The sequence below is a fragment of the Arcobacter sp. s6 genome (genome assembly GCF_040884245.1).
Lineage (GTDB): Bacteria > Campylobacterota > Campylobacteria > Campylobacterales > Arcobacteraceae > Aliarcobacter.
This window is the reverse complement of record NZ_JBEVTN010000008.1, coordinates 63204-87377: the sequence shown is the minus strand read 5'-3', so window position 1 is coordinate 87377 and position 24174 is coordinate 63204. Positions and strand designations below refer to the sequence as shown.

The window sequence follows — 24174 nt, the reverse complement described above, 5'->3', positions numbered from 1 at the left end:
TTCATTATAATATAAAATAGAAGTATGTAAAAAGTGTGTATATTTCTATTTAGTTAAAGTATACCCTTCTTGAGGTACATTTTTGATTATATTAACTGGAATCTTATTTCTAAGTTCTTTAATAAATGATTTTAAAGCATGACTTGTCATCTCTTTATCACTCCAAAGTTCAAATTCAATTTCTTCATATTTTAGAATTGAACCTTTTTTTTCATATAATAAATGTAAAAAATCTTTCTCTCTTTTTCTTAAATGAATAATTTCTGTACCTTTGTAAATAAGTTCTCTTTTATGAGAATCTAAAACTAAATCATCTACTAATAAAATAGGTTCAACAGCTTTTATCAAATATTTTTCTAATGCAACATTCAATTTTTTTAAATTTAATGGTTTTAATATAAAATGATTGATATTCAAATTTATTAATTCTATTAAATATTCTTCATTAGAATATGCTGTTAGCATAATAATCATTGTTTCATTATCAGTTTGTCTAATTTTTTTTACAAGTTCAAGACCATTGCAATCTTTCATTTGAATATCTGATAATATAATTTTAGGCTTATAATACTCATAAAGTTCATAAGCTTCATTTCCATCACTTGCTTCATAAACCTCATTAAAATAATACTTTAATGTACTAACAATAGTATCTCTTATTCCATCTTCATCTTCTACACATAAAATAGATATATCTTTTAACTCTTTTAATAATTCTTCATTCATTTATTTATCCTGCAACTACTATTTTAAAGACAGCACCTTTATCATCATTGTAAACACTAAGCTCTCCACCCATATTTCGCTCAATTATAAGTTTTGAAATATAAAGCCCTAATCCTGTTCCTTTTGATGAATCTTTTGTACTGAAATATGGATCAAAAATTAATTCTTGATTTTTTTGTGGAATTCCACCGGCATTATCTTTTATTGTAATAATAGATAGTATTCCTTTTGTATCAATATTCAAGTCAATTTGTGGATTTTTAATACTTTTTTCAACTAAGATATCGGCTGCATTACTTAAAATATTTAAAATAACTTGTGAAAATTCTGTTGGATATCCATAAATTTTCTTATCATTTTCAATATTTATATTCAATTTTATATTAAAATTTTTTAATGTAGCTCCAATAATATTTATAGCACTTTTACAAGAGATTGAAACTAAAAACTCTTCTTTTACTTTATCAGGTCTATAAAAATTCCTAAAATCATCAATAGTATTTGACATATATTGAATCATTTTATCACTTTTTTCAATTGCACCTAAAATATGATTCTCATCAACTTTTTTAAATCTTGTTGCTGTTTCTAACTCCATCAAAATACCTGATAATTCAGTTAAAGGTTGTCTCCATTGATGGGCAATCATAGAAATCATAGAACCAATTCTTGCTAATTTTGCTTGTTCTAATATTTTTTTATCTTTTTGTTTTCCTTCTTCAATACCATTTTGAACTTTCAAAAATAAATTTTCATTTAAAGAGTGTAATTCCTCTTCTCTTTCTTCAACTTCATTTTTATATTTTTTAACAAGATCTTTTGTGATTAAAATCATTATATATGAAAAAAATGCCATAAAAAGAGTAACCACGGAAGTAACCGCTAACATAAAGCTAGTAAAATCACTATTCATAACTTTATTTTCATCTATTTTATTTTTAATAAACAATTCTAAGTTATTATTTTGTTCATTATTCTGCAAATACAATTTTTTATACTCATTCATACTTAATTCAAAACTATTATTTGAAAGCTTTTGACTATATGAAATAGCAAGAAAAGATATTAAGAAGATACTAAGGAAGGGGATAACAATTACAAAAAAAGGAATTCCTTCTTTGTTAAACATACAAGACCTTTTAATTATTATTTTAAAGATATAGTGTCTAAATATTACTTAAAAGTAAGTGTTTTTAGTAAAACATTTAAGGAAGAAGAATTATTAAATTCTTCTTCAAAAAATAAAAAATAAGTTTTTATTCCTTATTTTTTTCTTTTTTTATCATTGATATTATCAACAATTTCCTTCCAAGTTTCTTTTTCAAAATTGAATTCAACATAGTCATTATATCTAAGAACAGGAGTTTTCCCTTCTTTTATTTGTCTCTCATATCCTCTAATAAGTTGTAGAACTGGTTTGTATAATAAAGCAATTACTATCATATTCATAATAGCTAATAATCCCATACTTAAATCAGCAAAAGCAAATATTGAACTTAAATCTTGGAATGAGCCCCAAATAACAAGTAAAATACAAACTATTCTAAAAATATTGAATATAAATACATTACCTTTAGAAAAGAAATTTAAACTATTTTCAGCTAAATAATAGTTATAAATCATTGAAGAAAAACCAAATAAAAATAATGCAATAGTAATAAAATAACCACCCATTGGACCAATATGTTCAATTAAAGCATTTTGTGTTAATAAAATACCATCAGCTCCATTAGCACCAGGAGTATAAACACCTGATAAAAGAATTATAAATGCTGTACAAGAACATAAAATAATAGTATCAATAAATACAGAGAATGATTGAACGATACCTTGTTGAACAGGATGAGCAACATATGCAACAGCAGCTACATTTGGCGCAGACCCAAGTCCAGCTTCATTTGAAAACATACCTCTTTTTGCACCTTGTAAAATTACAGCTCCAATACCACCACCAATAGCAGAACTTGGATTAAACGCTTCATTTATAATCATAGAAACTAGGCCAGGAATTTCATTTATATTTAAAACAATAACAACAAGTGCTATTAATAAATATCCTAAAGCCATGATAGGAACAATAACTTCAGACATTCTAGCAATTCTTTTTACACCACCAAAAATAGTAACACCAAAAACAGCAGTAACGATAAGACCACCAATCCAAGTTGGAAGATTGAATGATGCTTCAAATGAAGTTGAAATAATAAAAGATTGAGTAGCATTGAATGCAAAACCAAATGTGATAATTAATAAAATAGAAATAATTACACCTAGCCATCTTTGACCCAAACCTTTTGTTGCGTAATAAGCTGGGCCACCTCTGTAAACACGAGAATCAACACCATCTTTTTCTTTATATAACTGAGCTAAAGAACACTCAAAGAAACTAGTAGCCATTCCAACAAGAGCAATAACCCACATCCAAAAAACAGCACCTGCACCACCAAGAGTAATAGCTACTGCAACACCCGCAATATTACCACCACCAACACGACCAGCAACACTTAGCATTAAAGCTTGAAATGAACTAATATGTCCATCCTTATCATGAACAGTATCTCTTAAAATACTAAACATTCTAAAAAAGTATCTAAATTGTACAAATCTAGAACTAATTGTAAAAAAAATCCCTAATGCTGGTAATAAATATATTAAAATATTACCCCAAATAAGATCATTCAGAAAAGTATTGATTTCTGCGAACATTAAATCTCCTTGTTAATATATAGGAAAACTTTATCATCTAAAAGAGTGTAAAAGGTGTCTTTTAGTAATAAAAAATGTAGTTTAATTAGAAAATAAATAAAAGTGAAACCAAAATAGTTTCAATTTTATTTATATAATATACGAAGTAGTTATTTCTTTAATTCTTTAAGTATTTTGATTAAGTAATCAGCAGAATTTTTAGCGCTAGATTTTAAGAATTCATCAAAATCAAAACCTGCATCCATATCAGCAGTATCAGAGATAGCTCTTAAAATAAAAAATGGAATATTTAAAGCATCACAAACAACAGCAACACTTGCACCTTCCATCTCTAATGCATCAGCAGTAAAAGTTTTTTCAATAAATTTTTTTCTCTCATTTGAGTGAACAAACTGATCACCTGTAGCAATTGTTCCTACTATAACTTTTAAATCATTTTCATTTGCTACTTTTATAGCAAGATCTCTTAAGTCTTTTGTAGTCTCAACAAAAACCTTTCCTCCTGGAACAAATCCATGAGGATGTCCAAAAGCTGTTATATCTAAATCATGTTGACATAATTTATCAGCAATAATTAGATCACCAATTTTAAGATTAGGATTGATTCCACCTGCAACACCTGAGAATAATAAAGTATCACATCCAAATTTTTCAATCATTGTTGAAGCTGTTAAAGATGCAAATACTTTTCCTATTTTTGAATAAGCAATTACAATATCTAAACCTTTATAATTTACTTCATAATATTTGTTATTTGCATACTCAACAACATTTACTTTATCAAAATATGCTAAAAGAGGTTCAATCTCTTCTTGCATAGCTCCCATAATTGCTAATTTAGTCATTTAATTCACCAAGTACACTTTCTAAAGTTTTTATATCAGAAACATTTAATGTTGGCACTTTTGTAATTTTTCTATTTAAACCTTTTAAAACTATACCATTTCCAAACTCTATAAATAAATCTACTTTTGACTCATGAGCCATGATTGATTGCTTATATTTTACAGGACTTGTGAGCTGAGCTGATAATAATTCTATAGCTTCATCTTTACTAGTATAAGCTTCTGTACTAACATTTGAAATAACAGGAATAAATTCATCATTTAAATATTCTTCTAAATAAGGTTTTAAATTTTCTACCGCACTTGTTAATAATTCACAATGAGAAGCAACAGACATATCTAAAACAATAGCTCGTTTAGCACCTGCATCTTTGAAAGTATCAACTAAAGCTTCTAAATCAGCTTTAATCCCAGCAAGAACTAATTGACCATCCATATTATAATTTGCAGGCCATACTTGTTTTCCAGCTTCTCTTTGCTCTACACAAATCTTTTCAACAGCTTCATCATCAATACCAACAAGCGCCATCATTCCAGCACCACCACCTGAACAAGCCTCAGTCATAAATAATCCTCTTCTATGAACTAATTCAATTGCATCTAAATAATCAATTGCACCTGCTGCTACTAAGGCTGAAAATTCACCAAGTGAGTGACCTAATACAAATTCAGGAACAATATTACATTTTTCTTTAAAAATAGCATTTGCAATTGAACTTACCAATAAAATCGCTGGTTGTGTAAATTCAGTTTTTCCTATATTATCATTTTCTTCAAATAAAAGTTTTTCAAAATCAATATTTAATCTTTCACTAGCCTTTGAAATCATTTCTTTTGCAATTTCACTATTTTCAAAGAAATCTTTTCCCATACCAATTGTTTGACTTCCTTGACCTGGAAAAATAAAAGCAACTTTTTTCATATGTTTTCACCTTATTATAAATTTTATATTTTGTATTTTAAGAGATTATTATACTCTATTTTTTTAGTCTTTAAAATAAAAAAGCCCAAGAGCAAGAACTCTTGGGCTTTTAAAGTATTCACACTTTGTAAATTAGTGACAACCACATCCACCATGAGATTGTTTAGGTTGCTCAGTTCCACAAGAACCTCCACCATGGTCATGTCCGTGATCGTGACCACCGCCACCACCACAACAACCACCACCCATAGCAGCCATTCCACCAACAACACCTGTTTGAACTTCTTCTTCAGTTGCATCTCTTAAAGATAATACAGAAACGGAAAACATTAAAGTTCTTCCAGCCATTGGGTGATTGTAATCAATTGTAACATCTGAATCAGAGAATGATTTAACTACAACTTGTACAGTTTCACCTTGTTCACCAGTTCCATATAAAGACATACCTTCAACTAATTCAATACCAGCGAATTGCTCTTTTGGTAAAACTTGAACAGCTTCATTATTATATTCACCATAAGCATCAACAGGTTGTACTAAAACATCTGCTTCTTCATTTGCAGACATTTCAACTAATTTAGACTCAAGTCCAGGAATAATTTGACCTTTTCCTGAAATAAATTCTAATGGAGCTTGACCAACATTAGTATCTAATTGCTCACCTGTTTTAGCATCTTTTAATGTATATTCTATACCTATTACTTTTGACATATGTTTTCCTTATTTTATAATTATTATAATTTAGATAAATTCTTTTTCGCTATCGTTGCTTCACTCGAACTTGGATAAAGATCTATTAATGTACTATAAAAATTCTTAGCATTATCTTTATCTTTAGTATTTTCAAATGAAATAGCACTATGCAATAATAATGTAGGCATATAAGCTGCTTTATCATAAAGTACAGCAGATTTTTTAAAATGACTTATTGCAAGATCATATTTTTTTCTTATATACCACATTTCTCCTAGATAAAAATTACCTTCGGCTGGTTTATAATTTACTTCTACTAGTTTTTCATATTTAGGAATTGCACTGTTATAGTTTTTAGCATCAAAATCTTTTTTTGCATCATTTAAAAGTTTTACTTTATCTTCTGCTGTAAGATTTTCTTTTATTACTTCATCAGCTGTTACATTTGTTTCTACTGCAGATGATTTTTCTTGGTTAGTTTTTTTTGGAGTTACTTGAGTAGTTTTTACTCCCAGAGTCTTTTTTAAGGCCTCAAATTCCTCTCTTGTTATGAATTGTTGCATATTTTTTTCTAATTCAGAAGAAGAAACATAGTCTGAGTTAATTTTATTTACTAAAGTTGTAATTTTAGCAAGTGCAGCTTTTAAAGTATTAATGCTTTCCTTCATCTCTTTTTCAGAGTCACTTTTCATATTTAAAAGTTGTTGAGAAACATTTTTTATTTCAGCTGCATCGCTGTTAGAAGCTAAATCTGAAGATTGGCCTATTTTCTGTGATAATTCATTAATTTTCAACACTGTTGAATTTAATTTTGCAGAATCACCTTCATATGTAGATTCTAAGCCTTCTAATCTTCTATTAATAGATTCAATTAAAGAATTCATATCTCCAACTTTTGAAGATAAAGAATTTATATTTGTTTGGTTCTTTAAGATATGCTTTTCCGAAGAATTTAATCCATAAGGACTATTTGCATTCAAATTTCCAGCATCAAATACCGAAACCTCTTGGGCTCCGGCAATTGAAGATACTACTAATAGAGATAGAAGATAGTTATTCATTGAAATTATTTACTTAAATCGTGTTCAACTCTTCTGTTTTTTGACCAACAATCTTTAGTTTTCTCAGTACATACTGGAGAACTTTCACCTAATGAAACTAAAGAAACGTTAGCAACTACACCGTTAGCAACTAATACATCTTTAACAGAGTTAGCTCTTTTTAAACCTAATGCATAGTTATACTCATCAGTTCCCCACTCATCTGTGTTACCAGAAACTTTTACTGTAGTATCAGAATTTAAAGCTGATAATTTTGAAGCATTTGACATTGCTTTTTCTTTGTTATCACCAGCTAAATCATATTTATCAAATCCGAAATAGATGTTAGCAATAAATACTTTTTGTCCATTGATCATAAAGTATTGACCATCACCAGTTTTTTCTAAAGCAGAAAAACTACCATCAGCAATATTTGTGTCAGGAATAGTATTAGCTACTTCTGGTTGTGCAACATTTTCAACATTCATATCAGCATTTTTTTCACTACAACCTGTAGCAAATAATAAAGCTGCAACTAAAACAGAGTAAAGACCTAATTTTTTCATAATTTTTTTCCTTGAAGTAAAATTTGTGGAATAATACTGAACTGAACCTTAATTATAGTTTATGTTTTCATATTTCAACACATTTATTTATTTTATCAAAATAAATATTAATTTTGATTCAGTAATCGTAGTATAAATCAAATAAACTTAAAGTTTAAGAATAAAATATAAAAAGATATTTATAGTTACAAAAGGGCTTCAAAAAGCCATAAAAAGGGAAAATATTGAAAAAAATAAAAAAGAAATATTTTAGTAAAAAATAAAATTACAAAAAAAATAAAAAATCTATATCAAATGCATAAAAACATTTGATATAGAATATTTTTACCAATCAATAGATTGAATTCTTCCTCCACTTAATGGGAAAAGGAATGATTTACTATAATCAAGTCTAATTATACCAACTGAACTAACTCCTGATAATGATTTAATAAACAATAATGTTTGTCCATCATTAGAGAATTTAGGGAACTGATTAATTCCACTTGATGTTAATCTTGTTAAATTATCTGTTTTTGTAGAGATCAAATAAAGGTTAAAGCTTTTATCACCCAATTCATTACTTGAATCTTTACTACTATAAACAATAGTATTTTTATATGCTGTTGCAGATGAATTATTATTGCTGTGGTAAACCAGTCTTTCAACAGCAGTTGAATTTATACCTTGTGCAAAAATATTTGGATTACCAAGTCTATCTGAAACGAATACAATTCTTGAATCATCTTCAATAAATTGAGCGCCAACATCAATCCCACTAAATTTAGTAATTTGTTTTTTAGCTTTAGTTCTTGCATCAACTAAAAATACATCTGGTTGGTTATTTGGTGATGCTGTAACTAATAATTTACTTCCATCATCATTTACATCTGAACAAGCAATCATTCCATCTGATTCCATCATTACTTCTTTACTTCTAGTATAAATATTTAATTTTACTAAAGTAGGATTTTTATAAGCATATGATGTATAATAAATAGTTTTTTGATCGTTATCTGCCCATTTAGGAAAGATGTTTAAACCACCTGTAACAACTGTTTTCTTATAAGTCAAAGTATAATCACCAATTAATATATCAGCCTTTCCAGGTCCTTTATATACAGAGAAAACAACAAACTTATCCATCCAATCTACACTTGGTGCTTTAAAGAATGCATTAATTGATATCGCTGCTTTATGTGCTAAAAAAACATATCTATCTTCTTGTGATGTAGTAAAGTTTTTCTCTAAAATTAAAGCTCTAGCATTAATATCATATAATTTAGTCATCAAAGTATATTCACCAGAGGCTTCTTTTCTAGCTGATAAGTTTAAATATAAACTTACTCCTTGATTAGATAAACCAATAATATCTGGTAAACTATCATATGCAGATTGACTTGTAACAGTGGCTACTTCAAAATGCCCTGTTACTCCTAAATCGTCAATTAAACTTTTCTTTATCTTGCTTAAAGTTTCAATTTCTGATGCATTACTAGCAACTGAAACCAAAATTTTTGGAATAGAATTTGCTTTTTTAACAATTTCTAAATTTGCATCAACTTGTGCAAAAACTGAACTTAATATCAAAGATATTAACAAAAATATTTTATACATAATTTTTATCCTTCCGATTTGAAATCAACATTAATTTTAATTGCTTTATCTTTTGTAGGTATTGGATAAGGAATATTTCTTTGTTCATCCAAAAATGCCTCTAAAGATGTATCAAATGCTTCATCACCTGATTTATTTACAAAACGATAATCAAATTTACCATTTAAGTCAATCATAACTAAAACAACAGCCTTTAATCCAGATCCAACTGGTACCCAAACCGATAACAAATCATTTACTTTTGAAAAATACTCATCAGTTTCAACGCCCTTAGCTGCATTTGCACTTTTAGCATTTGTTGTAGTTTTTTCATCATCTAACAATTTATCAATCTTAATATTTGAAGATTTTTTCTCTTTTTCAAATTTAGATTTAAATCTTTTAGGATCTGCTGATTTTTCAACATTATTAACTTCTTCTTTTGCAACTGCTTTTGCTGTTTCTTTAACATTTGCAAATAAAGATTTTAAATCAGGTCTTTTTTCATTTGAAGCAGAAGCAGTTTTTTCTTGTACTTCTTCTTTTTCAATTTTTTTCTCTGCTTTTTTCTCAATCATTTTTTTATCACTTTTTTCAACAATCATATCAAGTTCAATTGTTGTAGCTGTAGGCATAATGCTAATCATTTTTGGCTCAGGGCTCATAATATAAAAAAGAATTCCTAAGCATAACATAACATAAAATGAAATTGCAATTATACCTGAAATTATAAATGAAGATTTATTTTGCATCAACTATCCATCTGTTACTAATGACACTTTAAGAAAACCTGCTTCTTTACATGATTTCAAAACAAAAATAATATCATCATATTTTAAATCTTTATCTGCTCTAATATGTATTGGAGTATTTTGATCTTTACCATTTGAAAATAGTAAAAAACTATCTGGAAAGTTAGCTATTTCTACTTTATTTTTATTTAATGTAACTATTCTATCTTTTGTAATTATTATATCTATTTTTTGAAAGTCTTGTACTTGTTTTGATTTACTTCCAACTGGAAGTTGAATAGGTTCTTCGAACTCTATTACTGGTGCTGTAACCATTAATATAGCTAATAAAACTAGCATAATATCAACTAAAGGTGTAATATTTAATTCTGGTTTATCATTGAAATCGTACACAGTATTACCCTTTAGCAATTAAAATTTGCGATTCTGCCTTAAGATAAATATTTAACTCATATATTTTTCTTGAAATAATTTGATGGAAAGTATATGCAAAGATTGCAACTAAAATACCAGCTGCTGTTGCTACTAATGCTTCTGAAATAGCAGGTGCAATTACAGAGAATGCAACTTTTGATTGACTTGCAAATTTTGCAAATGATTCTAATATACCAACAACTGTACCAAAAAGACCAATAAAAGGTGATGTTGAAGATATGATTGCTAACCAAGATACACCTTGACTTGCATCTTTAATTAAATTAATTTCACACGCGTGAAGCAATTCTTTAGAATTTGAATTATTTGAACACTTATTTAGTGCCGACAATGGTGAAAACCTAGCTTCTCTTGAAGTTAATGATTCTAATGCTTTTTTTTCATTACTAATAAGTTTAGAAAGTGCAGCATTTCGATAAAAGAAAATCCAAAAAGTTATGATTAGGTACGTTGACAATAGTGCTAAAACTATATAAGTTATAGCACTACTATTTGCCAAATAATTTAGTAATGTAGTTATCATGAGCTTCTATGCAAATGAATTAATTTTTGCTTCAACAGAAGCAACAGAGATATTAGAATCTTTTACAGAGTTAACTAATTCTTTTGCAGCTTCAATATTTTTAGCAATTTCAGAGTCTTTTCCAGCTGTTAATGCAATAGCTCCATCAGCTAATACATCAACTGATTTTTCATCTACTTTTACATGTCCCCAGTTAATAGCAACTGCTTCAGTAGAATTTGCTTTTTCAATAACAATTACACCAACTGTTAATGAAGAAACTAATGATGAGTGTCCAGGTAGAACACCGAACTCTCCCTCTTTTCCTGGGAGAGTAACAGTTTTTACATCATCATTAAATATTTCTCCATTAGGTGTAACGATTGATAATCTAATTGTATCCATGTTATGCCTTAATGGTTTTATGTTATTTCATTTTCTCAGATTTAGCAAGAACCTCGTCGATTCCACCAACCATATAGAATGCCATTTCAGGGATGTTGTCATATTTACCTGCTAAAATTCCTTGGAATCCAGCAATAGTATCTTTTAATTCAACATATTTACCTGGACTTCCTGTAAATACTTCTGCAACGAAGAATGGTTGAGATAAAAATCTTTCAATTTTTCTTGCTCTTGAAACAACAAGTTTATCAGCTTCTGATAACTCATCCATACCAAGAATAGCAATAATATCTTGTAAATCTTTATATTTTTGTAATACAGACTGAACACCTCTTGCTACATCATAATGCTCTTGACCAAGGATATCAGCACTTAAGATTCTTGAAGATGAATCTAGTGGATCAACCGCTGGGTAGATACCTTTTTCAGCAATTTTTCTGTTAAGAACTGTAGTTGCATCTAAGTGAGCAAAAACAGAAGCTGGAGCTGGATCTGTTAAGTCATCCGCTGGTACGTAAACTGCTTGAACAGAAGTAATAGAACCTTTAGAAGTAGAAGTAATTCTTTCTTGTAATTTTCCCATTTCTGATGCAAGTGTAGGTTGGTATCCAACAGCTGAAGGAATTCTTCCTAATAATGCTGACATCTCCGAACCTGATTGTGCAAATCTAAAGATATTATCAACGAACATTAATACATCAAGACCTTTTTCATCTCTAAAGTATTCTGCCATTGTAAGACCAGTTAATGCAATTCTATTTCTTGCTCCTGGAGGCTCACTCATTTGACCATAGCACAGTGCAACTTTATCAAGTACGTTTGAGTCTTTCATTTCATGATAAAGGTCATTACCTTCTCTTGTTCTTTCACCAACACCTGCGAATACTGAGTATCCAGAGTGCTTAAATGCAACGTTATGGATTAATTCCATGATGATAACTGTCTTACCAACACCAGCACCACCAAATAGTCCAACTTTTCCACCTTTTGAATATGGTGCTAAAAGGTCAACAACTTTGATACCTGTTTCAAACATTTCAGTTTTTGTTGATTGTTCTTCGAATGAAGGAGCTGATCTATGAATAGACCATCTTTCAACATCAGCAGGAATTGCATCACCTTCATCAACTGGCTCACCAATAACGTTGAAGATTCTTCCAAGTACAGCTTCACCAACTGGAACTTTAATTGGTCCACCTGTAGCAATACATTCTTGACCTCTAGTTAAACCTTCTGTCATATCCATTGCAATAGTTCTAACTCTACTATCACCAATATGTGCAGCAACTTCTAGTACTAATCTATCAGCATTAGCGTCAGCTAATACTACATTAATAGCTTCATTAATTTCTGGTAAGTATCCGTCGAACTCTACGTCAACAACCGGACCCATTACCTGAAGAATTTTACCTTTCATGCGGGCAGCTCCTTTAAATTATTTTAATGCTTCAACACCACTGATAATTTCTATCAGCTCTGTTGTAATTGCAGCTTGTCTAGCTTTATTATATTCAACTGTTAAACTATTAACTTTTTCTTTTGCATTTTTAGTTGCAGCTTCCATTGCTTGCATTCTAGCAGAATGCTCAGCAGCTAAAGAGTCTATTAATGCATAATACATATTGAAATCAATATATTTTTCAGTTAATTCATTTAACACTTCATCTTCATCATCTTCTGGCTCAATATTTAACATAGAAGCTGTATCACTAATTTCAACTTTTTCTAAGCTAATTGGTAATAATTCTCTAATTCTAATTTCTTGAGATAGCATATTTAAGAATCCATTATAAACTAAAACTACTTTATCAGTAACTTCATTTTGAAAGTCTTCAACTACACTATTTATAAAATCAGCTGCTCTATCATAATCAGGAGCAGAAGATAAGTCAGAAATTTTTTGTTCTAAAGAAATACCTTGGAAAGTGAAGTAATCTACACCTTTTCTTCCAGCAGCTCTTAATCTAACTTTTGAACCTTTAGCTTCAAGTTCTGCAATTAATTTACTAACTGCTTTAATTGTTGCCATATTAAAACCACCGCAAAGTCCTTTATCAGCAGTTACAAAAACAATATCAACTGTTTTTGGAGTATCATTTTGCACAAATGTTCTACTAATATTTCCTTCGTCTTGAACTTTGCTAACTCTAGCAGCAATATCAGAAAGAACATCATTTATTTTTCTTGCATAACTTCTAGCTTGTTCAGATAACTGTCTAGTTCTAGTAAGTTTTGCAGAAGAAACAAGCTTCATAGCTTTAGTTGTCTTCTGAGTATTTTTAACACTACCTATTTTTATTTTTATTTCTTTTAAGTTAGCCATTAACTAATCCTTAGTTTGCACTAAATACAGTTTTAAACTCTTCTAATGCAGCTTTTAATTGCGCTTCTGTATCATCATCAATTTTTTGTTTAGACTTAATAGCTTCTAAAATATTTGAATATTTTTGTTCAAAGAAAGCATGTAACTCAGCTTCAAATCTAACAACATCACCAACAGCAACACTGTTTAAGTATCCTTTTGTTCCAGCATAAATAATAACAATTTGTTTTTCAATAACTAATGGCTTATTTACACCTTGTTTTAATACTTCTACCATTCTTTGACCAAGCTCTAACTCTCTTCTAGTAGCTTCATCTAAGTCTGATGCAAATTGTGCAAACGCTTCAAGCTCTCTATATTGAGCAAGTGATAATTTTAAAGTACCAGCAACTTGTTTTGTAGCTTTAATTTGTGCAGCACCACCAACTCTTGATACTGATAAACCAACATTAATTGCAGGTCTAATTCCTGAGTTAAATAGGTTAGTTTCTAAGAATATTTGACCATCTGTAATAGAAATAACGTTTGTTGGAATATACGCAGCAACATCTCCAGCTTGAGTTTCAATGATTGGTAATGCAGTCATAGAACCAGCACCTCTTTCATCACTCATTTTAGCAGCTCTTTCCAATAATCTTGAGTGTAGATAAAATACATCTCCTGGGTATGCTTCTCGACCTGGAGGTCTTCTTAAAATTAATGACATTTCTCTATATGCAACAGCATGTTTAGATAAATCATCATAAATAATTAAGGCATGTTTTCCATTATCTCTAAAGAATTCACCAATAGTAACACCAGTATATGGAGCTAAAAATTGTAATGCAGCAGAATCAGCAGCAGATGCATTAACAACAATAGTATAATCCATTGCACCTGATTCCTCTAATGTTCTAACTACAGAAGCAATTGAAGATGATTTTTGCCCAATAGCTACATAAATACAAATTACATCTTCACCTTTTTGGTTAAGAATTGTATCAATTGCAACTGTTGTTTTACCAGTTTGTCTATCACCAATAATAAGCTCTCTTTGACCTCTTCCAATTGGAACAAGTGCATCAATAGCTTTAATACCAGTTTGTAATGGCTCATGAACAGATTTTCTAGCCATGATTCCTGGAGCTTTTTCTTCAACTAATCTTGATTCAGTTGATTCAATTGCACCTTTACCATCAATTGGTTCACCAAGAGCATTAACAACTCTTCCAACCATACCTTCTCCAACAGGAGTTGATAAAAGTTTACCAAGTCTTTTACAAGAAGTTCCTTCTCTTAGACCTTCTCCTTTTCCAAGGATAACAACACCAACTGAAGATTCTTCTAAGTTAGAAGCAAGACCTCTCTCACCATTTTCAAACTCAACAATTTCCCCAGCCATAACATTTTTTAGACCGTAAACTTGAGCAATACCATCTGCATAAGAGATAATTTTACCTGTTTCATTTACATCTACATTTAATTCAAAGTTATCAATTCTTTCTTTAATTATAGAACTGATTTCATCAGCTTGAATTTTTGCACCCATTCAATTTCTCCTTTGTAAGTTCTAAACTGCTTTTAAAATATGATCTATTAACTGTGATTTTAATCTTTCTTTAGAAAAAGAAATTTCAACCCCAAGTCCATCAATATCTACTTTAATACCATCATAATCACAAACATTTTGTGATAGTGATAATTTAACATCAAATTTTTTACTAAATTGTTCTTCAATTGAAGATACATAATCATTAGATAATTCTTGATTAGTATAAACAACTCCAACATAACTATTATTCATTTTTGCAATTTGAGAGTTTAACTCTTTTGCAATAAATGGTAATAATGTTAATCTTCTTTTTTCTGCAAGTAACTTAATAAAATTACTTAAGATTCCATCATTTGCTGATTCAACTAAAGAGATAACTAAATCTACTTTTGAAGCAACTGCAACTTCTGGAGAAGATACTATTGAATTAAATTTTTCATCAGCAAAAGCTGAAGAAATAACATTTAGCTTATTACTAACAGCAGTTATAGCAGTACTATCTCTACCATCAACTAACGCTTTTACGTATCTTTTTGCTACTAAATCATTCATCTTATGCTACCTTTTTAAGAACAATATTTGCTAACTCATCTTGAGTTAATTTAATATTTTCTGAACTTAATAGCTCTTCAAGAACTTTAGTAACAACTTCTTTCTTAGCTTTTGATGTTTCAACTTTCATCATTTCATCTAAACTTTTATTTAAATGAGAGATATCTGAATCAACAGCAGTTGCAACTTTTTGTTTAACTGAATCGATATCAGCTTTTGCACCATCTATAATCTCAGCAGCAAGTTTTTTTGCTTCTTCTAATTTTTTCTGTGCATCTGAAACTTTATCTTTAGAAGCTTTTAAAGTATCTTGTACTTTATCAAGCTCTGCTTGAATAGATAAAGTTCTATCAGCAAAAAATGCTTTAATTTTATCAGCAAGTAAATACCATAAAATTCCAGCAAATATTATAAAGTTAACGGTTCTTTGTACTATATCAGTTTCTACCGCACCTTCGTTTGCAAGTAATGCAACAGGAGCTAAAGCCAATCCAAGTAATAATATTCTTTTCATTTTCTATTCCCCTTAAATTGAGCTAAGCTTAGCTTTTAGGCTCTCATTAAATTGAGGCATAGAAGATACTAAAGAATCTCTTAGAGCTTTAGTCTCGTCTTGTAAGTTCTTAGCAAATTCCGCAGATTTTGCTTCTAAATCAGATTTAGCACTTGCAAGTTTTGCATCAGCACTATCCTTTGCTTCCTTATAAGCTTGTTCTCTAATTGCAGCTGCTTCCTTTTTAGCTTTTGAAATGATATCATTTGCTTCTGCTAACAAACCATCTACATCAGCACCGTTTGATTTCGCATCTTCTAAATCTCTTTTTATAGAAGCTGTTCTATCATCCATGTGCTTTAATAAGGGCTTGAAAAGACAACTGTTTAGTCTAGCAACAACTAAAAGAAAGATGATACCAGAGCTAAGCAATAATACAGGACTTATGTCTAACATTCATTCCTCCATATTTTTTACAGTTTAGTTTAACTAAAACTTGATTATTTTAGCAAAACTAACTATAAAATTATATTAAAAGAAAAAATTAGATTGTAAATTTTTAGATTTTGTTACTATTGTAAGTTAAAATATGAAGATATTTTTTCAATATCATCTTGTGAGTTAAATTCAATTTTAAAGTAATTTTTTTCAACTTTTACTTTTAAATCGTTTTCTTGTAGTTTATTCATTAAATTTTTTAATGGATTTATATCATAAGGACTAATTTCTTTGTTGTTTTTAGGTTTATCACTATTTCTTTCTTTTAATTCTTTAACTAATTTTTCTGTTTCTCTAACAGATAGCTTTTGACCAATAATTGAATCACAAACCATTTTTTGTTCATCAACACTAAGACCAAGCATAACTTTTGCATGACCTGCACTAATTTTGTCCGTTGCTAAAAATTGTTGTACATATGAGCTTAATTGTAACAGTCTTAAAGTATTTGTTATAGAAGTTCTACTTTTGAATACTTTTCTTGATAGTTCTTCATGGGTAATATTATGCTCATTTAGTAACTGTGCGTAACAGTATGCTAATTCAATAATATTTAAATCATCTCTTTGAATATTTTCAATTAATGCTAATTCTCTTAATTTTAATTCATCAGCATCTATGATAATAGCTTTAATTTTATCAATTTTTGCAAGTTTATGAGCTCTTAATCTTCTCTCCCCTGCAACTAAAGTATATGAACTATCATCATTCTCAATAACAACAATTGGCTGTAATAAACCATGTTCTTTTATTGACTCACTTAAATCATTTAATTTTTCTTCATCAAATATTTTTCTTGGTTGATTTGGATTAGCTTTTATAGATGCAACATCTATTTTATTTACACCTGATTTGTTGTTTCTAGTTGAACTTTCATAAGCCGATTCAACTTCTCCTAATAATTCTCCTAATCCTCTACCTAACGCCATCTTTTTTTCCTATTGATAAAAATTAACCTGCAATTGCTCTTGCTAAATTTGTATATGCTTTCGTACCACTTGAGTTTGTATCATATAGCATAATTGGTTTCCCAAAACTTGGACTTTCTGCTAATTTAACATTTCGTGGAATTACAACATATGAATCATCATCTATTTTGAATAATTTATTTTCAAAATGTTGTGCTAAATCTGCAAATACTTGTTTAGATAAGTTGTTTTGAGAACTATACATAGTTGGTAAAAAACCTCTAATTTGTAAGCCTTGATTAATAGTTTGCTTAACTAGCTTAATTGTATTTAATAATTGCGCCAATCCTTCAAGGGCAAAAAACTCACACTGAATTGGAATAAGAACAGATGTTGAGGCACTTAAAGTATTTATTGTAATCGGTCCAAGAGCAGGAGGTGAATCAATTATAATATAATCAAAATCTTTTTTTACTGGATCAATTTTTCTTTTTAAAACAAGCTCTCTTTCTTTTGTATTTTTATAGAACTCTTTTTCAATACCTACTAAGCCAATATTTGATGGTGCAACTTTTAAATTCTCAATTTCAGAATCTAAAATAATTTCACTTAATTCTTTTGTACCCAACATTACATGATAAATATTATATTCATAAGTATCTCTATGAAATCCTAATGAAGTTGTTGCATTTGCTTGAGGATCAGCATCAATTAATAATACTCTTTTACCTTCTAATGCAAGCGCTGCACTTAAGTTTACAGCAGTCGTAGTTTTACCCACCCCACCTTTTTGATTAGCTATTGAAATAATTTCTGTCATCTTAAACTAAATACCTTTTTATTGTTTACTTGTATTGAACCATCTTCATTTAATATCGCATTTTCGAGGGAAACTTTTTGATTATCTATGGTTGTTTGGAACTTTTTGCTAAGTTGAAAGTCTACCTTAAAATCACTAAATATTTGCTTCCATGAAATCTTTTTTTCAATGTCTATAAAATAATTTTTTATTATATGATCCATATCTACGTCTATATCTAATTTCCCAAAATCATCTCCGACACTTAATAAATTAAGCCCTATTCCACAATAAATCAGATCTTTTGAAATAGTTGTAATAGTGCCACCAATTTTTTTATCTTCTAGATAAAAATCATTTGGCCATTTTAACCATACATGTGAACCTAAATCTTTTAATACATTTTTTAATATAAATGAAACATAAATTGAAACGCTTTGCAGAGGTAGATCAAAAGGTAATAAATCCTTTTTTAGTACAAATGAAAAAAATAAATTTCCTTTTTTACCAGTCCAAGAGTTTCCTCTACTTCCTATTCCATCTGTTTGATAATCTGATAAAATACATAATGGTTCTTCGTATCCATTATTTAATATAAACTCTTTTAAGTAAGTATGAGTTGAGTTAACTTTGTCTAATCTTATAATTTTCATATTTCAATTATACATAATATAAATAGAAGATTTTATTAAATATAATCTTTTCAAAAAAGGTTAACATGCTAGATCCAGTTTTACCAATTGCAATTTATTTACTATTAGGTTACTTATTTAAAATAGTATTTCATGACAACTCAAAACAACTAATTGAGTTTATTATATATTTTTCACTTCCTGCTATTGTATTTTCTAAAATTTATCCATTAGTTCTTGATCAAAAAATCTTTGGGCTAATCTTAATGTTTATTTGTTTTATTTTATTTAATTTAATGCTTGCTTACTTTATTGGTAAAATGATGAAATTAAATAGATTATTACTTGCTACTTTTATGATTATGGCAACTTTTGGAAATACTTCATTTATTGGATTTTCATATATTGATGCATTTTATGGACAAGATTATATTGTGTATGGTTTAATATATGATTTATTTGGTTCATTCTTACTTTTAGTCTCTGTTGGTATGTTTATCATTACATGGGGAAGTGGAAGAAGGAATGATAGTAAATCAATTTTTAAAAGTATCTTTTTATTCCCTCCTACTTTAATGTTTTTTGTAACTGTAATTGCAAAAAATTTCGAAGTTCCAAACTTCTTAATATTAACATCACAAACTCTTGGTTCAACTCTTGTTCCCATTGCTATGATTGCAATTGGAATGAAGCTTGAATTAAAACATATTTTTGTCAAATTTCATATAGTTACAATGGCTATGGTTTTAAAAATGGTTATAGTACCAATAATAGTTCTTATTGGCTTTAAGTATTTCTATGGAATTGATCAAACATGGGTAAAAGTAACAATTATTGAAGTTGCAATGCCACCAATGACAATGGCAACAGTATTAGCAATAAAAGGTGGATTAGATGAAAAAGTAGCTATTAACTCACTTGTATTAGGTGTATTGTTAAGTTTATTTACAATTACTATGTATACTAGTTATCTAGCGTAAATTCTTACGCTAGTGCTATTGTGAATTGATTACCACTATAAATTATATCTTGGTAAGTAAATTTTATATTATCAAAAGTAATAAGACCTTTTGTATGTTTCTCTATAATAATTTTTGTCATGTAAAGACCCGTTTTAGAACTATTATTTGAACTTTTTAAATCAAAATCTTTATTGAAAATATCTTGATTATTATTTAAAATATTTTCACCTGAATTATCTTTAATAATCAGATATTTCTTATTATCTTTTTGAAATAATTCGATAAAAATATATCTTTTATTTTCTAAACTAACTTTTTGAATTAAATCCTCTTTTACATATACCAATATATTCAATAATGCTTGAATAAATTCATTTCTTAATCCATAAATAAGAATTGATGGATCTAGGTTTAAAATTATTTCTACATAATTTTCTTTAAATGTATCATTTGCTAATTCTAAACTTTTAGTAATACAACTATTAATAAAAAAATTCTCTTTTATTGTTTCAATATTATAAAAACTCTCAAAATCATCAATTGTTCCAGATAATTTTCGTGTAATATCAACCATATGCTCTAATTTTTTTATAAACTCAGATTTTTCTATATTTTCGTATTCCACATCCAATTTTAAAGAACTTGCATATGCAGAAATAATACCCAATGGCTCTTTCCATTCATGAGCAATATTTCCTATTAATTCTCCCATTGAAGACATTTTTGATTGATGAAAAATAATTGATGATTTATCTTTGTTCTCTAAAACTTCTTTTTCTATTTTTTTTTCTAATCTTTTATTTGCATTTTCAAGTTCTTCATTTAATCTTTGAAGTTTAACTACATCATTTTGAGCTTTTGAAATTGATAATGCTATAAAAGAGCTAAACATGGATAAAGAGTTCTTATCTTTTTCATCAAAGCTTATATATTTATCACCATCTTTTTTATTTAGTAACTGTACTACACCTAAAACTTCACTTTTTATTGGATGTATTAAAGGTATTGTAATTATCGAATGGGTTCTATAATTTAGTTTTTCATCAAATTCTTTTGTACCTGAATATTCATAATCTTTTGTGTTGTAAATATCATCAATCAAGATTATCTTTTTACTTTTAAAAGAATCAACTGCCAAAAATTTATCTTCAACAAATAAAGGAAGTTTTGAATCTTTTATTGTATAAAAAAGTTTATATACATCTTCATAAGACAATTTATCATTTTGAAAAACATGAAATTTCAAATATTGATCTTCTTTAATATAAATAGTTCCTGCTTCTGCATTTAATAACTCACGTGTATATTTTAATATTTCATGTAATAAAACATCTAAGTCATTAATATTAAATAAGTTTATATCATAAATATGTCTTAAATCTAAATCTTGCATTTGGATACTACTTTATATTAATTTTGAAATATTATATCATTTAAGTTATTATTTTACCAACTTCTAATCTTTGACCTCGAACAAAATCCACTGAACTAATAGCTTTTTTTGATGGAGCTTGTAAAGTTTTTATTTTTAAAGTTCCTTTTTTACAAGCTAGTAAAATATAATCTTTATTTATTTCTAAAATTTCACCAGGATTATTAATTGATAATTCTTCATTCAATTCAATATCTTTTAATTTTAACTCAGAAGATAAAAAAACACCAGGCCAATATGAATATGCTTTATATTTTAGAATTAATTTTTTTGCATCAGAAAAATCTACTAATCCATGCTCTTTTTTGATTTTTTTACAAAAAGATACTTCTGAATCATTTTGTTTTAAAGGTTTAATATTTTCAAAATTATCCAAGGTAGTAAGTGTAAGTTTTGCAGCAATATTGGATAATTTCTCAAAAGCCTCTGAAACTTCCATAGTTGAAGTAATTTTAAGATACTGAAAACCTAATATATCTCCACTATCAAGTCCCTCTTCCATTAACATAGATGTAACACCTGTGTAATTGTCATCATTTAATAATGATTCTTGAATCGGACTTGCTCCCCTGTATTTTGGAAGTAATGATGCATGAAGATTAATACAAGGAGCAATATTTAAAATCTCTTTTGGTAAAATTTGTCCATAAGCAGCAACTATAATGAAATCTGGTCTTAAACTCTCTATTTGCACTTTAGCTTCTTCATTATTTCTTAATTTTAAAGGTTGAAAAATAGGAATATCAAGATTTTCATCTAAACAATATTGTTTGATATGAGGAGGTGTTAAAATTTGTTTTCTTCCAACAGGTTTATCAGGTTGAGTAAATAACCCTACTATTTCATATTTACTTTTTAACAACTCTTTAAAAATTGTTGTAGCATAATCAGGCGTTCCCATAAATAGAATTTTTTTACTCAAAAGTTTATCCTTTTTATTTTTTTGCTTTAAAAATTGTTCCACTTTTATGATTTCCATCAACTAAAAAATCATAAGCATTAGTTAAATCAAATCCTGAAGTTAAATACATAGGGATTCCTCTTTTCATTAAGAAATCAGCAGCTTTTAATTTTGTTACAATTCCACCTGTAGCAAACTCAGAGTTTGCAGTATGCTTCATTTCAAGCTCATCTGGATCTATTTCAAAAACTTCTTTTTGTAAAATAGCATCTTCAAACTCCCTTGGATTTTTATTATAATATCCATCAATATCAGATAATATTGCTAACATATCTGCATTAAAATGATAAGCAACATGTGCTGCTAATTGGTCATTATCTCCAAATAATAGTTCATAACTTGCTATTACATCATTTTCATTTATAATTGGAAGAATCTTATTTTCTAAAAGAATTTCCATTACATTTTGTGCATTTTGAGTTCTTTTTCTTGAATCAAAATCATCTGCTATAAACAACATTTGAGCACAAGTAATTCCATGCTCTTTAAATCTTTTTTTATAATGTTTTAACAGTAAAGGCTGTCCAATAGCTGCTAATGCTTGTTTATTTGCAAGTATCTTTTTATCTAATTTTAAAGAAGTAAATCCAGCACCAACAGCACCTGATGATACTAAAATTACTTCAAGATTTTTTTCATTTTTTAATTTAGCTATTAAATCAACTAAATTTTCCATTCTTTCAATGGCTAATTGGCCATCTTGTGTTAAAACGGCAGTTCCTACTTTGATAACTAATCTTTTCATTTACCTTGTTCCAATAAATTATATAATGCAAATCCAAGTGATTTAATATTGAATTTTGTCAAAGATGAAATTGGTAAAACAAAATATGGTTTTGTATCATCAAATCTTGAATAAATTAAATCTTGCACATAATAAGGATATTGTGTATCAAATTTAAATTCATTTGTAGAAGTTAATTCTAAACCAATATCTTCAATAAATTTTTTAATATCACCTTCTAAGTCTTCACCTAAGTATCCATCTACTTTACTTAAAACTATTGCATAATTTCTTTTTGCTAATTCACCTGAGAATTTAGCAACTTCTTCTTTTAGAACATTATATTGATCAATCATAGTTCTATAATTTGCAACATCAATTACAAATAAAAGAGTTTTTGTTCTTTCAATATGTTTTAAGAATTCTAAGCCTAAACCTCTTCCTTCACTAGCACCATCAATAATTCCTGGAATATCAGCCATTACGAATGAATTATAATCACCAACTGTAACAACACCTAATTTTGGAGTTAAGGTCGTAAACTCATAATTTGCAATTTCTGGACTTGCATTTGATGTTACTGAAATCAAAGTTGACTTTCCAACATTTGGATAACCAACAAGTCCTACATCAGCAATTAGTTTTAGTTCTAATCTTATTTTTCGCACTTCTCCAGGAAGTCCTGGTTGAAAATAAGTAGGTCTTTGATTTCTAGAGTTTTTAAAGTGAGTATTACCTAATCCACCTTTTCCACCTTCTAAAAATAAAACCTTTTCTCCTAATTCAATTAAATCAAAAATAACTTCATTTGTTTCATCATCAATAACTTGAGTTCCAGGAGGTACAATTAAAACTAATGCTTCACCTGATTTTCCAGTCATTCTTCCACCCAATCCTTGAGCACCATTATCAGCTTTGAAGAATTTTCTTCCTTTGTAGTTTGATAATGTATCAGTATTATTATCCACTAAAAAGTAAACATCTCCACCTTTTCCACCATCTCCACCATCTGGTCCACCTTTAACAACAAACTTCTCTCGTCTAAATGCTGCACATCCCTGTCCACCTTTTCCAGATGTAACTGAAAATCTAGCGCTATCTATAAACATAATAAAACCCTTTTAATAATTAATTAAAAACTAAAAGCAAAATTATTATTTTTACTGTTAACTTTTAATTAGCTACATTAATT

27 protein-coding genes are annotated in these 24174 nt (G+C 28.5%); 1 reads left to right on the top strand and 26 read right to left on the bottom strand.

The genetic code is table 11. From position 1 onward, the window contains the following. Window positions 1–45: 45 nt before the first annotated feature. The 22 genes from ABVS04_RS06355 to ABVS04_RS06250 all read right to left on the bottom strand — a co-directional run bounded on the left by ABVS04_RS06355 (window position 46) and on the right by ABVS04_RS06250 (window position 18924). Window positions 46–726 carry a response regulator transcription factor gene (locus ABVS04_RS06355; RefSeq protein WP_368029826.1) on the bottom strand — a complete coding sequence of 227 codons (681 nt, stop codon included), beginning with the start codon at window positions 724–726 and terminating at the stop codon, window positions 46–48. Between the two features lie 4 nt (window positions 727–730). After that, a complete protein-coding gene (locus tag ABVS04_RS06350) occupies window positions 731–1855 on the bottom strand; it encodes a sensor histidine kinase (RefSeq protein WP_368029825.1) in 1125 nt (374 codons plus the stop codon). A gap of 134 nt (window positions 1856–1989) precedes the next feature. Continuing rightward, complete coding sequence (locus ABVS04_RS06345) at window positions 1990–3432, bottom strand: alanine/glycine:cation symporter family protein (RefSeq protein WP_368029824.1); 1443 nt, start codon at window positions 3430–3432, stop codon at window positions 1990–1992. Between the two features lie 149 nt (window positions 3433–3581). Next, a complete protein-coding gene (locus tag ABVS04_RS06340) occupies window positions 3582–4277 on the bottom strand; it encodes a 5'-methylthioadenosine/adenosylhomocysteine nucleosidase (RefSeq protein WP_368029823.1) in 696 nt (231 codons plus the stop codon). Continuing rightward, window positions 4270–5199, bottom strand: a complete 930-nt coding sequence (gene fabD / locus ABVS04_RS06335; protein ID WP_368029822.1) for an ACP S-malonyltransferase — start codon at window positions 5197–5199, stop codon at window positions 4270–4272. Before fabD ends, ABVS04_RS06340 begins: the two co-directional genes overlap by 8 nt. A gap of 132 nt (window positions 5200–5331) precedes the next feature. Further along, the gene (locus ABVS04_RS06330; protein ID WP_368029821.1) at window positions 5332–5910 is read right to left on the bottom strand and encodes a peptidylprolyl isomerase; all 579 of its coding nucleotides are present in this window, start codon (window positions 5908–5910) and stop codon (window positions 5332–5334) included. Window positions 5911–5933: 23 nt separating this feature from the next. Next, window positions 5934–6953: a tetratricopeptide repeat protein gene (locus ABVS04_RS06325; protein WP_368029820.1), complete on the bottom strand. Its 1020-nt coding sequence runs from the start codon at window positions 6951–6953 to the stop codon at window positions 5934–5936. A gap of 5 nt (window positions 6954–6958) precedes the next feature. Next, window positions 6959–7498: an OmpA family protein gene (locus ABVS04_RS06320; protein ID WP_368029819.1), complete on the bottom strand. Its 540-nt coding sequence runs from the start codon at window positions 7496–7498 to the stop codon at window positions 6959–6961. A 324-nt stretch (window positions 7499–7822) separates the two neighbouring features. Then, window positions 7823–9094, bottom strand: coding sequence for a Tol-Pal system protein TolB (gene tolB, locus ABVS04_RS06315; protein ID WP_368029818.1), 1272 nt, complete (start codon window positions 9092–9094; stop codon window positions 7823–7825). Between the two features lie 5 nt (window positions 9095–9099). Beyond that, window positions 9100–9825, bottom strand: coding sequence for a TonB C-terminal domain-containing protein (locus ABVS04_RS06310; RefSeq protein WP_368029817.1), 726 nt, complete (start codon window positions 9823–9825; stop codon window positions 9100–9102). Window positions 9826–9828: 3 nt separating this feature from the next. Further along, on the bottom strand, window positions 9829–10218 hold the full coding sequence (locus tag ABVS04_RS06305; protein ID WP_368029816.1) for an ExbD/TolR family protein: 390 nt from the start codon (window positions 10216–10218) through the stop codon (window positions 9829–9831). A gap of 4 nt (window positions 10219–10222) precedes the next feature. Then, the gene (locus ABVS04_RS06300; protein ID WP_368029815.1) at window positions 10223–10783 is read right to left on the bottom strand and encodes a MotA/TolQ/ExbB proton channel family protein; all 561 of its coding nucleotides are present in this window, start codon (window positions 10781–10783) and stop codon (window positions 10223–10225) included. A gap of 6 nt (window positions 10784–10789) precedes the next feature. Next, window positions 10790–11167, bottom strand: a complete 378-nt coding sequence (gene atpC / locus ABVS04_RS06295) for an ATP synthase F1 subunit epsilon (RefSeq protein WP_368029814.1) — start codon at window positions 11165–11167, stop codon at window positions 10790–10792. A 22-nt stretch (window positions 11168–11189) separates the two neighbouring features. Beyond that, entirely contained in the window at window positions 11190–12584 is a 1395-nt protein-coding gene (atpD, locus tag ABVS04_RS06290) for a F0F1 ATP synthase subunit beta (protein WP_368029813.1), read from the bottom strand. An 18-nt stretch (window positions 12585–12602) separates the two neighbouring features. Beyond that, window positions 12603–13490 (bottom strand): ATP synthase F1 subunit gamma, encoded by an 888-nt coding sequence (atpG, locus tag ABVS04_RS06285; protein ID WP_368029812.1) that lies wholly within the window; start codon window positions 13488–13490, stop codon window positions 12603–12605. 10 nt (window positions 13491–13500) lie between these two features. After that, entirely contained in the window at window positions 13501–15018 is a 1518-nt protein-coding gene (atpA, locus tag ABVS04_RS06280; protein WP_368029811.1) for a F0F1 ATP synthase subunit alpha, read from the bottom strand. A gap of 21 nt (window positions 15019–15039) precedes the next feature. After that, window positions 15040–15573: a F0F1 ATP synthase subunit delta gene (locus ABVS04_RS06275; protein WP_368029810.1), complete on the bottom strand. Its 534-nt coding sequence runs from the start codon at window positions 15571–15573 to the stop codon at window positions 15040–15042. Between the two features lies 1 nt (window position 15574). Then, entirely contained in the window at window positions 15575–16087 is a 513-nt protein-coding gene (locus ABVS04_RS06270) for a F0F1 ATP synthase subunit B (RefSeq protein WP_368029809.1), read from the bottom strand. A gap of 12 nt (window positions 16088–16099) precedes the next feature. Then, window positions 16100–16522: a F0F1 ATP synthase subunit B' gene (locus ABVS04_RS06265; RefSeq protein WP_172126816.1), complete on the bottom strand. Its 423-nt coding sequence runs from the start codon at window positions 16520–16522 to the stop codon at window positions 16100–16102. A gap of 116 nt (window positions 16523–16638) precedes the next feature. Then, window positions 16639–17493 (bottom strand): ParB/RepB/Spo0J family partition protein, encoded by an 855-nt coding sequence (locus ABVS04_RS06260; RefSeq protein WP_368029808.1) that lies wholly within the window; start codon window positions 17491–17493, stop codon window positions 16639–16641. Window positions 17494–17515: 22 nt separating this feature from the next. Then, window positions 17516–18292: a ParA family protein gene (locus ABVS04_RS06255; RefSeq protein ID WP_172126820.1), complete on the bottom strand. Its 777-nt coding sequence runs from the start codon at window positions 18290–18292 to the stop codon at window positions 17516–17518. Next, entirely contained in the window at window positions 18289–18924 is a 636-nt protein-coding gene (locus ABVS04_RS06250) for a biotin--[acetyl-CoA-carboxylase] ligase (RefSeq protein WP_368029807.1), read from the bottom strand. The genes ABVS04_RS06255 and ABVS04_RS06250 overlap by 4 nt, the downstream gene beginning before the upstream one ends. A 65-nt stretch (window positions 18925–18989) precedes the next feature. Between ABVS04_RS06250 and ABVS04_RS06245 the strand changes: the two genes are divergently transcribed. Then, window positions 18990–19883 (top strand): AEC family transporter, encoded by an 894-nt coding sequence (locus tag ABVS04_RS06245; protein ID WP_368029806.1) that lies wholly within the window; start codon window positions 18990–18992, stop codon window positions 19881–19883. Between the two features lie 4 nt (window positions 19884–19887). Here the strand turns inward: ABVS04_RS06245 and ABVS04_RS06240 are convergent, their stop codons facing one another. From ABVS04_RS06240 to obgE, 4 genes are read right to left on the bottom strand one after another with little or no spacing between them, the layout of a single operon-like run. Further along, window positions 19888–21258, bottom strand: a complete 1371-nt coding sequence (locus ABVS04_RS06240; RefSeq protein WP_368029805.1) for a GAF domain-containing protein — start codon at window positions 21256–21258, stop codon at window positions 19888–19890. A 40-nt stretch (window positions 21259–21298) separates the two neighbouring features. Continuing rightward, the gene (gene fmt, locus ABVS04_RS06235) at window positions 21299–22219 is read right to left on the bottom strand and encodes a methionyl-tRNA formyltransferase (protein WP_368029804.1); all 921 of its coding nucleotides are present in this window, start codon (window positions 22217–22219) and stop codon (window positions 21299–21301) included. Between the two features lie 13 nt (window positions 22220–22232). After that, window positions 22233–23003, bottom strand: coding sequence for a glutamate 5-kinase (proB, locus tag ABVS04_RS06230; protein ID WP_368029803.1), 771 nt, complete (start codon window positions 23001–23003; stop codon window positions 22233–22235). Then, window positions 23000–24091: a GTPase ObgE gene (gene obgE, locus ABVS04_RS06225; RefSeq protein ID WP_368029802.1), complete on the bottom strand. Its 1092-nt coding sequence runs from the start codon at window positions 24089–24091 to the stop codon at window positions 23000–23002. The genes proB and obgE overlap by 4 nt, the downstream gene beginning before the upstream one ends. Window positions 24092–24174: the final 83 nt, after the last annotated feature.